Annotated in this window: 10 protein-coding genes; 6 read left to right on the top strand and 4 right to left on the bottom strand. The window is 68.0% G+C overall.

Annotated elements, in window-relative coordinates; translation table 11 throughout:
- Window positions 1–371: 371 nt before the first annotated feature.
- The gene (locus FLX07_RS08820; protein ID WP_142569406.1) at window positions 372–1,727 is read left to right on the top strand and encodes a penicillin-binding transpeptidase domain-containing protein; all 1,356 of its coding nucleotides are present in this window, start codon (window positions 372–374) and stop codon (window positions 1,725–1,727) included.
- A gap of 15 nt (window positions 1,728–1,742) precedes the next feature.
- On the opposite strand, the gene FLX07_RS08815 is transcribed toward FLX07_RS08820, so the two are convergent.
- Both FLX07_RS08815 and FLX07_RS08810 read right to left on the bottom strand, forming a co-directional pair.
- Entirely contained in the window at window positions 1,743–2,840 is a 1,098-nt protein-coding gene (locus FLX07_RS08815) for an FUSC family protein (protein WP_142569404.1), read from the bottom strand.
- A 200-nt stretch (window positions 2,841–3,040) separates the two neighbouring features.
- Window positions 3,041–4,039: a GlxA family transcriptional regulator gene (locus tag FLX07_RS08810; RefSeq protein WP_142569402.1), complete on the bottom strand. Its 999-nt coding sequence runs from the start codon at window positions 4,037–4,039 to the stop codon at window positions 3,041–3,043.
- Window positions 4,040–4,294: 255 nt separating this feature from the next.
- On the opposite strand from FLX07_RS08810, the gene FLX07_RS08805 reads away from it, so the two are divergent.
- Window positions 4,295–4,933 (top strand): HD domain-containing protein, encoded by a 639-nt coding sequence (locus tag FLX07_RS08805; RefSeq protein ID WP_142569400.1) that lies wholly within the window; start codon window positions 4,295–4,297, stop codon window positions 4,931–4,933.
- Between the two features lie 200 nt (window positions 4,934–5,133).
- Window positions 5,134–6,189, top strand: a complete 1,056-nt coding sequence (locus FLX07_RS08800) for a methyltransferase (RefSeq protein WP_142569398.1) — start codon at window positions 5,134–5,136, stop codon at window positions 6,187–6,189.
- Window positions 6,190–7,027: 838 nt separating this feature from the next.
- On the opposite strand, the gene FLX07_RS08795 is transcribed toward FLX07_RS08800, so the two are convergent.
- Entirely contained in the window at window positions 7,028–9,604 is a 2,577-nt protein-coding gene (locus tag FLX07_RS08795) for an RICIN domain-containing protein (protein WP_208762123.1), read from the bottom strand.
- A gap of 492 nt (window positions 9,605–10,096) precedes the next feature.
- Here FLX07_RS08795 and FLX07_RS08790 point away from each other — a divergent pair, with 492 nt between their 5' ends.
- Together FLX07_RS08790 and FLX07_RS08785 are read left to right on the top strand one after the other, a co-directional pair.
- A complete protein-coding gene (locus tag FLX07_RS08790) occupies window positions 10,097–10,459 on the top strand; it encodes a hypothetical protein (protein ID WP_142569393.1) in 363 nt (120 codons plus the stop codon).
- Between the two features lie 58 nt (window positions 10,460–10,517).
- Complete coding sequence (locus tag FLX07_RS08785) at window positions 10,518–10,991, top strand: site-specific integrase (RefSeq protein WP_223853038.1); 474 nt, start codon at window positions 10,518–10,520, stop codon at window positions 10,989–10,991.
- Between the two features lie 244 nt (window positions 10,992–11,235).
- On the opposite strand, the gene FLX07_RS08780 is transcribed toward FLX07_RS08785, so the two are convergent.
- Window positions 11,236–12,399 carry an acyl-CoA dehydrogenase family protein gene (locus FLX07_RS08780; protein WP_142569391.1) on the bottom strand — a complete coding sequence of 388 codons (1,164 nt, stop codon included), beginning with the start codon at window positions 12,397–12,399 and terminating at the stop codon, window positions 11,236–11,238.
- A gap of 227 nt (window positions 12,400–12,626) precedes the next feature.
- Between FLX07_RS08780 and FLX07_RS08775 the strand changes: the two genes are divergently transcribed.
- Window positions 12,627–13,940, top strand: coding sequence for a UDP-glucose dehydrogenase family protein (locus FLX07_RS08775; RefSeq protein ID WP_142569389.1), 1,314 nt, complete (start codon window positions 12,627–12,629; stop codon window positions 13,938–13,940).
- The last annotated feature ends 38 nt before the right edge of the window (window positions 13,941–13,978 follow it).

Below are 13,978 nucleotides of genomic sequence, written 5' to 3'. Positions count from 1 at the left end.
GCTAGGAACCGCCGTGAGACGCCGGGTACACGACGGCTACACGAGGCGATGTATCGGGGACGAACGCCAACGCCCCCGCCCACCCCGCTCGCCCGACGCCCCGATATGCGACAGGCCGGTGTCCGCGGGGGGGGCGAACGCTTCCGATGTCCATCGGATCGTTCATCGGCGGGGCGGAAAACGTATTAACGGCATGTCCCTCGGGGATGACAGCGCGGCCTGTGGCCGTCATCAGCGAAATCACTCCGTCGAGAAATGGGTGCGGAATTTGCCGGTGTGATTCCGGGACTGCATCATGGGGTGAACGTTTCGGGCCGGTGAGGCAATCGGAGCATGGCGGAAACGCGGCCTAATGCGACCGAAGGGCGACGATGAAGGCATTTCTGGGTTTCCTGGGCGTCGCCACGCTGGGTGCGGTGGTCGCGGTTTTCGTGTTATTACGAAGCCCGGCGGGCGGCAATGGCGACAAGGAGCCTGTGGCCTCGGTTTCCATCGCCGCCGCCTCCGCTTCCCCAGCGGCCCGCAAAAGCGTGCTGCTGGATGCCGAGGGCGCCGTCATCGAGGAGTTCTCCGGCGACTGCACGGACAGCCGATATCCCTACCTCTGCCGATACGTCGAAGGGCGGCTTCTCGCCGAGGACCCGCAACTGCTCACCCGTGACGGCCTGACGATCCAGACGACGATCGACCAGCGGCTCCAGCGCACGGCGCAACAGGCCGTCGACGCCTACGTCCACCGCGACGACCCGCAGGTCGCCACGCAGGTCGTGATCGTTCCAGGCGAAGGGGTCGTCAAGGCCATGGTCACCAGCCGTGATCCTGCCGATGGGCCAGGTCTCCAGCAGGGCACGACGGCGATGCCCTACGCCCTGGCCGCCGCGCTCGCCGCCGGTTGGCGATACGACGACGGCTTCTTCGTCGGGGAGGCGTACCGACCCCAGAGGTTCTCGGCGTTCAAGGACTGCGCGGGCCGGTCCGTCGCCGACATGGCCGTCAAGATCCACAACCGGAAGAAGGTCGGAGCCCGGTTCGTCACCCTGCGGTCGGGCACCCGGGACGCGGTGAACACCTTCTTCATGCAACTGCAGGAGAAGGTGGGCCTGTGCGAGACCATCCAGATGGCCCAGCGGCTCGGGCTCAGGAGCGCGGACGGGAAGCCGCTCCAGGAGTTCGAGACCTTCCCGCTGGGCATTGCCAAAGCCGATCCCGTCTCGGTGGCCAACTCGTACGCGAGCCTCGCCGCCCGCGGGCGCTTCTGCGAGCCGAGGGTGATCACGGAGATCCAGGACGGCTCGGGCGCCGTGCGCGCCTTCCCGGCGCACTGCGAGCAGGTCCTGGACCCGGCGGTCGCCGACGCGGTCACCGGCGTGCTGAAAGATGTTCTGGCCAAGAGCACGCTCAAGGGCATCGGCCGCGAGGCGGCGGGCATGCCCGGCCACGGCGACATCTTCCGCACCGCCTGGTTCGCCGGTTACACCCCCGGCCTGGCCTCGGCCGTCAGCCTCGGCGACTCCCGTGATCCGCTGCGGCACCCACTGGTGGACGTCACCATCGGCGGCCGCCGCTATTCGCGGGTGGACGGCACGTCGGTGCCCGGCCTGATCTGGAAGAAGGCGATGACCGAAGCGCTGCGCGGCACGCAGGAGACCCGCTTCGTCCGGCCGGACGCCGAGCGCTTCGGCGGCTGCCGCGACGCCTGCCCGCCTCCGGTCCCCCGGCGACGGTGAGCGGGGCGTTCGACCTCAGCCGCGCATGCTCTCGTCGCTCAGCTCGTCGAGCGGGGTCAGCGCGGCCGATGCCTCGTCGTGATCCATGCCGGTCGCCTCAAGCAGATCGACGGCGATGGAGCGCAGCTGCGCGATGATGACGTTCGCCGAGAAGCCGAGGTTCTTGGGCCGCTCCCGCGCGGCGACGGCGAGCAACGCCTGCCTGGTCAGCATCGGCTCCCGTCCAGCCCCCAGTTCGAGCTGGAGCAGCAGCGCCGCCTCCGAGACCTCGCGCAGCACCTCGGCCAGGGCGATCGGTGGCGGGCTCGCCTCCCCCATCGCCGCGAGTGTGCGGCGGACCAGGACGCGTGCGTTGCGCAGCGCCAGATCCACTGGTAAGGCGGCGGTCGTGTACCCGGCCAGTCTGGCCCGGTGATGCCAGCGCAGCGGCGAGATCCTGATGATCTCCTTGCTGTTCTCCAGCGCCGCCGCGAACTCCTCGACCGCGGTCTGGGTCCTGCGGCCGCACTCCAGCGCCTCGGCGGCCAGGTCCATATCGCCCTTCTCGATCGCCTCCGCCGCCTGCTCCAGCACGGTCGAGAAGGCGTCGAGCACGCCGGACAGATGTTTGCCCGCGATGGTGAGCGGACTGGCGGGCAGCAGCGCGACCGCGGCGAGGCCGACGATGCCGCCGGTGAGCGCGTCGGCCATCCGGTCCAGCCCGCCGGCGTCCGCACCCGGCACCAGCATGGCGACCAGCACCGCGGACGACCCGGCCTGCGACACGAACAGCTCGCGGCTGTTCAGCAGCCACGCGATGGTCATGGCCAGCGCGATCACGAGCGCGAGCTGCCAGGGGCCGGAGCCGATCCAGGACACCAGCAGGTCACCGATGCCCACGCCCAGACTGACGCCGACCACCAGTTCGACCATCCTGCGCAGCCGCTGCCCGAGCCCCAGGCCCACGCAGATCAGCACAGAGATGGGCGCGAAGAGGGGATGGGCGTGGCCGAGCAGATGAACGGCGGCGATCCAGGCCAGCGCGGCGCCCACGGCGCACTGCGCGATAGAGGGCGCGATCAGGCCGAACGTGCCCAGCCGTTTCCTCGCCTGATCACCGAGCCACGTTCGCACTCCTCCACGATCGCGGATCTTTATGACATTTGGATCACATTTGCCCCGAATTCTTCTGGTTCGAACCATTTGGCGAAGGCCGGGCCTTTCAGGTGTGGCGATCACCCTGTCACCGTCGCCCCGCACGGCTGTCCAGAGGGATGGGCCACCACCCGGGGCCGTCGTCACCGACCGATAAGGCGGCGCTACCCGGCCAGCGTCTAGGCTCTGCCGGACACGACCTGACCCGCCTCGGCGCGGCGGGTCGTGCCGAACCGGCGTTGGTAGGCGGCGGGGCTGATCGACAGCTTCCTGGCGAAAACCCGTCGCATGCTTTCGTAACTGGGGAACCCGGCGAGGGCCGCGGCCTGCGTCGCGGTGTGTCCTTGGTCGAGCAGCGCCCTGGCCATGTCGAATCGGATGTTCTCCACGTAGCGGGCCGGTGTCGTGGACAGCTCGTCGCGGAAAAGCCGGGTGAGATGCCGGGTGCTCACGTTGAGATGTTTCGCGAGTTCACCGAGAGAGTGGTTCCCGCAGGGGTCCGCCGTCACCAAGTCGGTGATCTTACGCAGAGCCGACGAGCGGGGCGGCGGTCCTTGCAGCGGCGCCGAGAACTGGGACTGGCCGCCCGCACGCTGCATGTACACCACCAAGGCGCGGGCGACGTCGCGCGCGAGGCCGGGCCCGTGGTCCTCCTCGACGAGGGCGAGCGCCAGGTCGATGCCGGCCGTCACCCCTGCCGACGTGTACATGGCGCCGTCACGAACGTAGATCGCGTCGGGCTCGACACGGCACGTCGGACACCGGGCGGCGAGCTCGTGCGCGACCTTCCAGTGCGTGGTCGCGCGCTTGCCGTCAAGGAGACCGGCGGCGGCGAGGACGAACGCCCCGGTGCAGATCGACGCGACCCGGCCGGCCATTGCCGCCGGTGTCCGCGCGGCGTCCGCCAGGTCGGCGGGGACACGGGTGCGCGGATAGAGATCGGACCCGGCCACCACCAACGTGCCGAAAGCCGGCTCCGAGGAGACCGCGCCGTCCACCGCGATCCGGACCCCGAGGTTCGACGTGACGTCGGCACCGGTCGGCGACAGCAACACGATCCGGTAGTCGGCGCCGAAGCGGTTCGCCTCCTTGAACACCTCCGCGGGACCTGCGACGTCCAGCAACGTCACTCCGTCGTAGACGAGGATCGCGACGCCATGAGGGGTAGCGTCCGCCACTCCGGCCCCTCCGGAGCCGGAGCCGTGCGGTGACGGGCCCGGTGCCGCCGGCACTGACCGCTGTCGGATCGGCGATGCGGAAGGCATTGACACCGTTCATTGGTAGCACATCGTTATCGCAGATCACGGGCGCGCCCTGTCCGGATATAGGGGATTCCTGGCCAGACGAGGGCGGCACCGCACGCCGACCGGCGGGGAGCATGGAAGTCGGACATATGGTCCATAGTCCGACGTAAATCCTGGAAGGTCAGGGTCATGCCAGAGGTCATCGCGGGGTTGGAGATTCCTGAGACAGCGGCGGTCGCCGAAGCGACCAGGCTCGTCCAGGAGACGACCAGCCCCCTCATCTACCACCACTCCCGGCGGGTCTTCTTCTTCGGCCTGATTCACGCACACGCGCTCGGTGTGGAGCCGGATCGGGAACTGCTCTATTTGGCGGCCATATTCCACGACACCGGCCTCCTGACTCCCTTCTCCGACGTCGAGCAGCGCTTCGAAGTGGACAGCGCCGATCACGCGCGCAGGTTCCTCCTGGAGCGTGGTTTCTCGACGACCGCCGCCGACACCGTCTGGACGGCGGTCGCGCTGCACACCACGCCGGGGATCCCCGACCGGATGGCCCCCGAAATCGCGACCACGTACCTCGGCGTCCTGACCGATGTGATCGGCTTCGGCCTGGACGGACTGGAACACGATCGGCTGGGCGAAATCCTCGCAGCCCACCCACGGGGGGACTTCAAGAACGAGTTTCTGCGAGCCTACGTCGACGGGCTCAAGGACCGTCCGGAAACCACGAACGGCACCGTGAACTCCGACGTGCTCGAGCACTTCATCCCCGGCTTCCAGCGCACGACGACCGTCGAGCGCATCCTCGGCTCGCCCTGGCCGAGCTGACCGGACATCACCCGAGGCCACGCGGCGAACGGTGTGAGGCGCTCCGACGACGAGCAGAGCGCGCCGTCCCCGATCCACCCGCATTCCGCAACGGCCTCCGCGTTCGCCCGCCACCGCCGCACGCCAGGAAAGACGGTCATTCAGGTCGCGACGGAAGCGGATGCCTGTCCCGGCACCAACGAGATGACGTAGGGAGCACCATGAGGGAAACACCAGAGACAGCGCCAGGACACGAGGACGCGGCCCTTGAGCGGGAGCGCGACTTCGGCAGGCTGCTCCAAATGATCACCGGCCACGGGGTGGCGCAGATCGTCCGGACGGCGGCAACCCTGTCGATCATGGACCATATCGCCGCCGGGGCACGTACAGCCGATGAAGTCGCCGAACGGGCATCCACCCATCCGGCCACGACCTACCGCCTGATGCGGGCGTGCGCCTCCATCGGGCTGCTCGCCTACGAAGGCGACGGCAGGTTCGCCCCCACCCCGATGGGAGAACTGCTGCGCGAGGGGGTCCCCGGTTCACTGCGCGACACCACCCTCCACCTCGCGGGTTACTCGACCTGGGTGAGCTGGGCGCACCTTCCCGAAGCCGTGCGCGAGGGCAGAACGCAGGTATACAAGGCGCTGGGCATGGACCAGTTCACCTACTTCGCCCAGCATCCCGAGGAGGGCGACGCCTTCGCCTCCAGCGGGTCGAGCATGTCGGAGATCGTGGCCGCCGAGGCGGCGAGCATGCTCGACCTCTCGGGTGTCTCGTCGGCCGTCGACGTGGGCGGCGCCAACGGCCGGCTCGTCCTCGGGCTGATGCAGGCCAGCCCCGCTCTGCACGGCATCGTCCTGGACAGGCCGGAGGTGACCGTCGCGGCTGCCCGTGCCGCCGAGGAACTCGGCCTTTCCGACCGCTTCAGTGCGGTGCAGGGCGACTTCTTCGAAGAGGTCCCCGCAGCGGACCTGTACCTGCTGAAGTGGATCCTGCATGACTGGGACGACGAAGCATGCGTTCGCCTTCTTCGCAACTGCCGTGCCGCCGCCCGGCTCGGAGCGCGTGCCCTCGTCTTCGAACTCGTGCTCGGCGAGGTCGGCACGCCGGACTTCGGCGCTGTGGCGGACATGAACATGCTGTCCGTCACCGACGGGGGCCGGGAACGACACCTGCACGAGTACGACGCCCTGTTCACGGCCGGAGGATGGCGCCGGGTCTCCGCTCGGCCCACTCGTTCGCCACTCTGGATCATGGAACTCGAGGCCGCCTGACGCCGGCACCCCGCCTGTCCCTCCACCAGCACGACAGGCGGGGTTCTCGCTGCTCAGGGGCTACTTGAGGAGCTGGCGGGCCATGACGACGCGCTGGATCTGGTTGGTGCCCTCGTAGATCTGGGTGTTCTCCGCCGTACTCCTGAGCGAACTGGGCTAACTCCTTGATCTAGCCTCTGACCTGGGCATAAGCCTCTGGGTACCTGTCATGGTTTCTCGCTGACTTACGGGCTCTCACGGAACAGCCACGGAACAAAATCCGCATTATCGGCAATCCACCGCTCTTGATCACTCGCCCGAAGGGTGACTCACAGTAGCCATTCGGATGGAGGGTGAACATCGGATTTGGTGTTGCCGTCGACGCGCGCCACATCTCAGCCCACCATGATCGCCTCGTCTGCCGTCGTCCCAGGGCGACCCGAAAGCGGGCCGACGACGGAGACGCAAGCCCGGTCTCGCGTGTACCTGTCCCCGGCGCCCTTCCTCCTCTGCTGGTTGCCCTGCAGAAGGGACCGGGCTTGTGTCGGAGGAGTCGGTCTGCTGGGCTCCGCCTGGGCGACGTCAGGTGAGTCGATCATGGCCCTCAGCCACACCACAACCGGAACCCTTGCTCCTCGATCCCCTCGGAGCCAGACTCCCCCGCCGGAGGCCCTTGGACCTTCTGTTTACAAGCCGGAAGAAGATCGTCTACTCCTGTCCCTCAGCGTCTCTTCCTGCCTGCTCAGCGGGCTGATTGGCTTGATCGTTAGACATCTCGCCGGCTACCCCTGGCCGCAGGGCGGAGCGGCCAGGGGTAGCGGTCGACGCCGCGGCAGCAGGCGAGAACCGGGTCGTCCGGTCAGGTCTGGTTAAATTGCCATTGCTGGTTGGCCCCGCCGTTGGCGGGCCACTGCACGACCTGTGCCCCGTCGCTCGTCGCCGCACCGGAGACGTCCGCCAGCAGTCCGCTGTTGTGGCTGACGATGGTGTAGTAGCCGTTGCCGGTGGATCGCAGATACCACATCTGGTTGGTGCCGCCGTTGGCCGTCCACTGCTGCAGTTGCAGCCCGGCCGTGCTGCTGCCGGCGTTGACGTCGAGCACCTTTCCACTCGGGACGTACTTGAGGGTGTAGGAGCCGTCGGAGGTTGTGGCGATGGTCCAGGTGGCGGTGCCGCTCTGCTGGACCACCTTGGCACCATCGGCGGTGGAGTTGCCCGCGACAGCGAGCGGCTTGCCGCTGTTGCGGTTGACGATGCGGTAGGTGCCCGGTGCGGGTCCGCTTCCGCTACTTCCGCCGAGGTTGAAGTACTCCACCGCGTCGGTGAAGACGGGGCTATCGGACTTCGTGGTCGACAGCTGCAGGTACACGCGGTTGCCGGTGTCCGGGGTGGTGAAGGACACCGGCTGGGTGACCCGCGAGCCGAGCGGGACGGTCAGGGTCGTGCTTCCGGACGCGACGACCGCGCCGTCCGGCGCGTCGAGCCGCGCCGTCCAGGTGAAGCCCACCGAAGTGTCGGCGAGGTCGTCGTTGAAGACGGTGATGTTGCGGGTGACCGTGGCGTTCCGGGCGTAGGTGGGCACGGCCTGCGGCAGCGGGAAGCTGCCGTTCGAGTCCGAGGCGCCGGAGGCGGACCAGTACGGGAGGTCGACCGCTGCCACCGGGTTGAACCCCGCCTGCACACGCTGGATCTGCGGGTTGCTCCAGGGGTCCGAGAGGTTGTCCGCGCCGTAGAGCGGATGACCGCCCTCCTCCGGGGTGAAGTCCGTGGAACGCACACCGGGCACGAAACCGGCCCACGCGGACAGCAGCGTGTACGGACGCAGGTCGGTGGCGTTCTTGCCGCGCTTGGCCAGGGTTGCCGTGGCGAACCACTCGAAGCCCTGCTTGGTGTTGCATGCCGGCCAGATGTACTCGCCCTCGCCGTCGGGCCGCCCATTCACGGTGATCAGGCCCTCCCCGTACCTGCCGAAGCCGTCGACGTAGTGCGAGATCACCGCGAAGTTGGCGTACGTCATCCCGGGATACATGTTGAGATTCGCGCCGACGCCCAGCTCGACAATGACCGGCCGGGTGCCGTCGGCGCCGTTCATCGCCGCGTACAGGTCCTTCTCGAACTGTTCGGAATCCTGGCCGCTCTGGTTCGGCTCGTTGTTCTGACTCCAGCGGATGACCGCGGGGTGGTTGCGGTCGCGCAGGACCAGCGCACGGGCGTGGTTGACCATGTTGTCGTGCCCGGAGATCCAATCCTGCCCGGACTGGGAGCCGCGAATCGCGGTCTCGTCGATGATCATCAGGCCCATCTCGTCGGCGACATCCAACATGTACGGGCTGGCCGGCTCCTGGTGGATGCGCACCACGTTGAAGTTCAGCCGCTGGTAGTTGTCCACGGCCTGCGGCCAGCCGCCGTTGCCCGACGAAGGCGGAAGGAAGCCGGGCAGCGTGTCGTAGGCGTCGCCCTTGCCGCCGTTGTTGATCCGGTCGTAGTCGGCACCCTGGAGGTTGTCGCCGCGGAAGTTCACGCGCACGCCGTTGAGGTAGTAGTACTCGCCGTTCTGGGTGGCCTCCCGGAACCCGAACCGGTACGCGGCGTCGCTGGTGTGCCCGTCATCGGTGACGGCATGCACCGTCAGCCCGTGCAGCTGCGCCCGGTACCCCGACCGGTACGGCACGTTGGGCCACCAGTACGAGGTGCTGTCGAGGTTCCACGCGACCGGCCCGACGGTCACGGTCCCGGTCGAGTGGGCCGCCACGGTGACCGTACGGCTGGGCAGTGCCGGGTAGCTGAAAGCCGTTCCGCTGTCAGACGACAGCGACCCGGTCAACGTCACCGACCGGGAACTGCCCGACGTGTTACGCACCGACACGTCGTAGCTCAACGTCTTGTTCGCCACCGACGTACGCACGAATGTGTCGCTGACGTACACCGCCGGGTACACCCGCAGGAACGCCGAACGGTAAATCCCCTGGGGGACCGCCTCGGACCACTCGGCGGCGTCGGGCACCAGGTACCGGCCGTTGGATGCCTTCAACGCGCCGCGGCCCTTCACGTCGACGCTGATCGTATGAGTGGTGCCCGGGGCGGCGTAGGCGCTGATGTCGAACTTCGAGGGAGTGAAGGCCGTGGTCTGCGTCGCAACCACCCGGCCGTCCACCGACAAGGTCGCCTGGTGGTTCACGGCGCCGAACTCGATCCACGTCGACTGCGGCTGCCCCGAGTCCGGCACCGTCACCGTACGCGAGTACACCGCCTGGGACACATCGGTGAACCCCTGCTTGTACCAGCCACCTCCGGGCACCTTGATCGACGTCGTCGACCGGCCCGCCGGAGTGAAGCTCCACGTCCCGGCCAGATCGACCGAGGCGACCGCGGCATTGCCCGCGGTGAAGCCGTCGATGTCCCCGGCGGCGGCGACCGAGGCGGCGGACTTCGACACGGTGGATTCCGACGATGCGGACCGCTGTGCCGCCACAGCCGGCTGAGCCCCGATCAACGCGACCAGCAAGGCCGCCACCACAGCCGGCCACCTGCTCGCCGAACGTCGAGGACGGGAGGAGGGATCGCTCCGCTTCATCGGTAATCCTTTCGGGTGAATCCCGTGTGAGGCACTTTTCGGGTCCGGCTGCCCCTCCGCGGGCGCCACTGCCCGGCCGTTCAGGCCGTCGCCGTTCGTCGGCGAAAGCCGACGGCTTGAGGGGGGCATCCTGTCTCCTCGTCAATGGGAGCGTCGTATCGGTTCGACGGCATGGCCGGACATCACGCTTAAGGCCCAGGCTCCCACCTGTCAATGCTCAGGGGTCCACAGAGATCGGTTCACTTCGGCCGTCTGGCTCCCATCACGCCCGATGAGAGCACGCGGTCCCAGACGTCGTGTAATTTTCAGGCTGCGTTGGACGCCTCGAACACGGTTCCAAGATCGAGAAGCGGCATGCTCAGGACCATCCAGACCTGTGTCGAACTTTCACAGTTGACGGATCGATTCGATGCCGTCGGGCGCCTGGTAGAGGAATGGGCCCACCTACGGCCCTACGCCAGCAATGACGAACGCACCGATGCCCTCGGAGACTTCCTGCACCGCTACAACAGCGGCGACAGCGGTTGCGTCTTCACCGCCGAACTCGGGCGACCGTTGCGTCCACAACACGTCGGCGACCAGTTTTCCTGCTCGCCTGCCAGGCAGGGCTCCCGCCTACGGCATGCGGAGTTCGACCGCACGCCGGGCTATGCCGGTGAGGGACCGCCGAAGACGAGTTCGCCACCAAGCTGGCTGTATAGCCCCAACTGGTCGTAATAGATCCGATGAATGATGATCTTGTCGTTGCCGACGGAGCAGGGAGCGGGCACGGTGGTTGTTAGGTGTTGGCCTGCATCTTTCGGCACTGGGCCGCCCGACCGACGCCCTGCCCTGCTCGCTGCCCTGGGAGAAGCTCAACGGCCCTCTTCGTACGCACAACCTGCTCTTCCGCTGGACGGACGACAAGTTCATTCGGGCGCGCGGCTACAGCGAACTCGTCTGGAAGCCCGCCCTCGTCGCGGCCGGCGTCATCCCGCACGCCGAGAAGGACGCCCGAGCAAGGAAGCGCTTCACGACCTCCCGTAGGGAAGGCCTCCACCAGCTCCGCCACTACTACGCCAGCGTCATGCTCGCGGGCGGCGTCTCCGTGAAGGAACTCGCCGAGTATCTCGGCCACGCCGACCCCGGCTTCACGCTCCGGGTGTACGCGCACATGATGCCGGGCTCCCATGACCGCGCCCGTAAGGCGATCGACGACCGCTTGTTCCGGCCTCGTGCCGTCTCCGGCGATCAGGGCGCCACGGGGTAGCCCTCGAAAGCACACGAGCCACCGGCGACGACAACCGCCCGGTGGCTCTTCGCTTTCATGATCCGTGATCGTCACACTAGGTGAGCGCGAACGCGTCCCACTGGGGGACGTTAACGATCAACGGGGCACTCGCTCGGCAACTCTCACGGAACAACCACGGAACAAGATCTCTGAGAGGCTCTCAACCGGACACGACGAACCCCGCCGCCCCCACGAGGGAAGCGGGGTTTACGCACGTCAAGGGCTACTTCAACAGCTGGCGGGCCATGACGACGCGCTGGATCTGGTTGGTGCCCTCGTAGATCTGGGTGATCTTGGCATCGCGCATCATGCGCTCGACCGGGAACTCCCGCGTGTAGCCGTACCCGCCCAGCAGCTGGACGGCGTCGACGGTGATCTCCATGGCGGCGTCGGAGGCGGCGCACTTGGCGGCGCTGGAGAAGAACGTGAGGTCCTTGACCGGGGTGCCGTGCATGGCCAGCTCCGACTTGGCGGCGGCGGCGTAGGTGAGCTGACGGGCGGCCTCCAGCTTCATCGCCATGTCGGCGAGCATGAACTGCAGGCCCTGGAAGTCGGCGATCGGCTTGCCGAACTGCTTGCGCTCCTTGACATAGCCGACGGCGTAGTCGAGCGCGCCCTGGGCGATGCCGAGCGCCTGCGCGGCGATCGTGACGCGGGTGTGGTCGAGCGTGGCCAGCGCGGTCCTGAACCCGGTGCCCGGCTCGCCGATCATCCGTGCGGCAGGAATCCGGACGTTCTCCAGGATGACCTGACGCGTGGGCGAGCCCTTGATGCCGAGCTTCTTCTCCTTCGGACCGAACGAGACGCCCTCGTCGTCCTTCTCCACCACGAACGCCGAGATGCCGCGGGCGCCGGCCGAGGGGTCGGTCACGGCCATGACCGTGTAGTACTCCGACACGCCCGCGTTGGTGATCCACATCTTGGTGCCGTTGAGCACGTAGTGGTCGCCGTCGCGCTCGGCCCTGGTCTTCATCGAGGCGGCGTCCGAGCCCGCCTCCGGCTCCGACAGGGCGTAGGAGAACATCGCCTCCCCGCGCGCCACCGGCGTCAGGTAGCGCTGCTTGAGCTCCTCGGACGCCGACAGCAGCAGCGGCACGGTGCCCAGCTTGTTGACCGCCGGGATCAGCGAGGACGAGGCGCACGCGCGGGCGACCTCCTCGATGACGATCACGGTCGCGAGCGCGTCGGCGCCCGCCCCGCCGTACGCCTCGGGGATGTGGACGGCGTGCATGTCGGCCGCGACGAGGTCCTTGTAGACCTCCCAGGGGAACTCCTCGTTCTCGTCGGCCGCCGCGGCACGCGGGGCGATCTTCTCGTCGGCGAGGGCCCGGACCGTCTCGCGGAGCATCTCGTGCTCCTCAGCGGGGGCGTAGAGAGGGAAGCTCATAGCGCCGATACTAGGACGTCCGACTAGAAAGTTACCAGTCAGTACGGTGTTTTCCCTGACACATCCCCCTGACAGGGGGTGAGGAAGTGATGGCGTGGCGTCGACCGGGCACGTCCAGAGCCGTACCGTGGGGGCCAAGGTGCCGGTTTGCCCAGGTGGCTCTCAGGGCAGTTGACCGGGCCGGTACCATGCCAGATCACAAAGAGTCGGTAAGAGGGGAGCATGCCGTGCCGTACCGCCTCACTGTTCTGGGGACCGGATACCTGGGTGCTACACACGCGGCGTGCATGGCCGAACTGGGCTTCGAAGTGCTCGGTCTGGACGTGGACCAGAGCAAGATCGAACGGTTGCAGCGCGGGGAGCTGCCGATTCACGAGCCCGGTTTGCAGGAGCTCCTCCGCCGCAACCTCGACTCGGGCAGGCTGCGCTTCACCACCTCCTTCGAGGAGGCGGCGAAGTTCGGCGACGTCCACTTCATCTGTGTGGGCACACCCCAGAAGAAGGGCGGGTACGCCGCCGACGTCTCCTACCTCGACGCGGTCGTCGAGTCGCTGGCCCCTCACCTCGACCGCGAGTGCCTGGTCGTGGGCAAGTCGACGGTGCCGGTCGGCACCGCCGAGCGCCTCGCGGACAAGCTCGTACGGCTCTCGCCCGCCGGAATGCAGGCCGAGCTGGCCTGGAACCCCGAGTTCCTGCGTGAGGGCTTCGCCGTGCAGGACACGCTCCGTCCCGACCGGATCGTGCTCGGGGTCGCCTCCGAGCGCGCCGAGAAGGTGCTGCGGGACGTCTACGCGCCCCTGGGCGAGGTCCCGATCGTGGTGACCGACTTCCCCACGGCAGAGCTGGTGAAGGCGGCCGCGAACGCGTTCCTGGCCACGAAGATCTCGTTCATCAACGCCATGGCCGAGGTCTGTGAGGCCGCCGGCGGCGACGTCACCCAGTTGTCGCAGGCGCTGTCGTACGACGAGCGGATCGGCGGCAAATACCTCAACGCCGGCCTCGGCTTCGGCGGCGGCTGCCTGCCGAAGGACATCAGGGCGTTCACGGCCAGGGCCGACGAGCTCGGCGCCCACCAGGCGCTCGCCTTCCTCCGCGAGGTCGACGAGATCAACCTGCGCCGCCGGTCCCGGACGGTCGAACTCACCCGTGAACTGCTGAGCGGGGCGTTCGACGGGCGCAGCGTCGCGGTGCTGGGAGCGGCTTTCAAACCCAACTCCGACGACATCCGCGACTCGCCGGCGCTCGACGTGGCCGTGCAGATCGCCGAGCAGGGCGGGCAGGTCACGGTCTACGACCCGGCCGCCCTGTCGAACGCGCGGGCGGCCCATCCCCACCTCGGGTACGCCGAGTCGGCGCTGGAAGCCGCTCAGGGGGCCGAGGTCGTGCTGCTGCTCACCGAGTGGCAGGAGTTCGTCACCCTCGACCCCGAGGAGCTGGGCGCGGTCGTGACGGCCCGCACCATCGTCGACGGCCGCAACGCGCTCGACGCGGACTCCTGGCGCGAAGCCGGCTGGGACTATCGCGCCCTCGGCCGCCCCTGACCCCGGCTCCGGCCGCCCCGCCGATCACGGGATCGGTG

Source organism: Microbispora bryophytorum (assembly GCF_006874465.1).
GTDB classification, from domain to species: domain Bacteria; phylum Actinomycetota; class Actinomycetes; order Streptosporangiales; family Streptosporangiaceae; genus Microbispora; species Microbispora bryophytorum.
Note: the sequence above shows the minus strand (reverse complement) of the source record. Positions and strands in the feature narration are given on the sequence as shown.

Coding starts and splice junctions, on each gene's coding strand:
- FLX07_RS08820 (WP_142569406.1), top strand. CDS start 372: ATGAAGGCATTTCTGGGTTTCCTGGGCGTCGCCACGCTGGGTGCGGTG.
- FLX07_RS08805 (WP_142569400.1), top strand. CDS start 4,295: ATGCCAGAGGTCATCGCGGGGTTGGAGATTCCTGAGACAGCGGCGGTC.
- FLX07_RS08800 (WP_142569398.1), top strand. CDS start 5,134: ATGAGGGAAACACCAGAGACAGCGCCAGGACACGAGGACGCGGCCCTT.
- FLX07_RS08790 (WP_142569393.1), top strand. CDS start 10,097: ATGCTCAGGACCATCCAGACCTGTGTCGAACTTTCACAGTTGACGGAT.
- FLX07_RS08780 (WP_142569391.1), bottom strand. CDS start 12,399: ATGAGCTTCCCTCTCTACGCCCCCGCTGAGGAGCACGAGATGCTCCGC.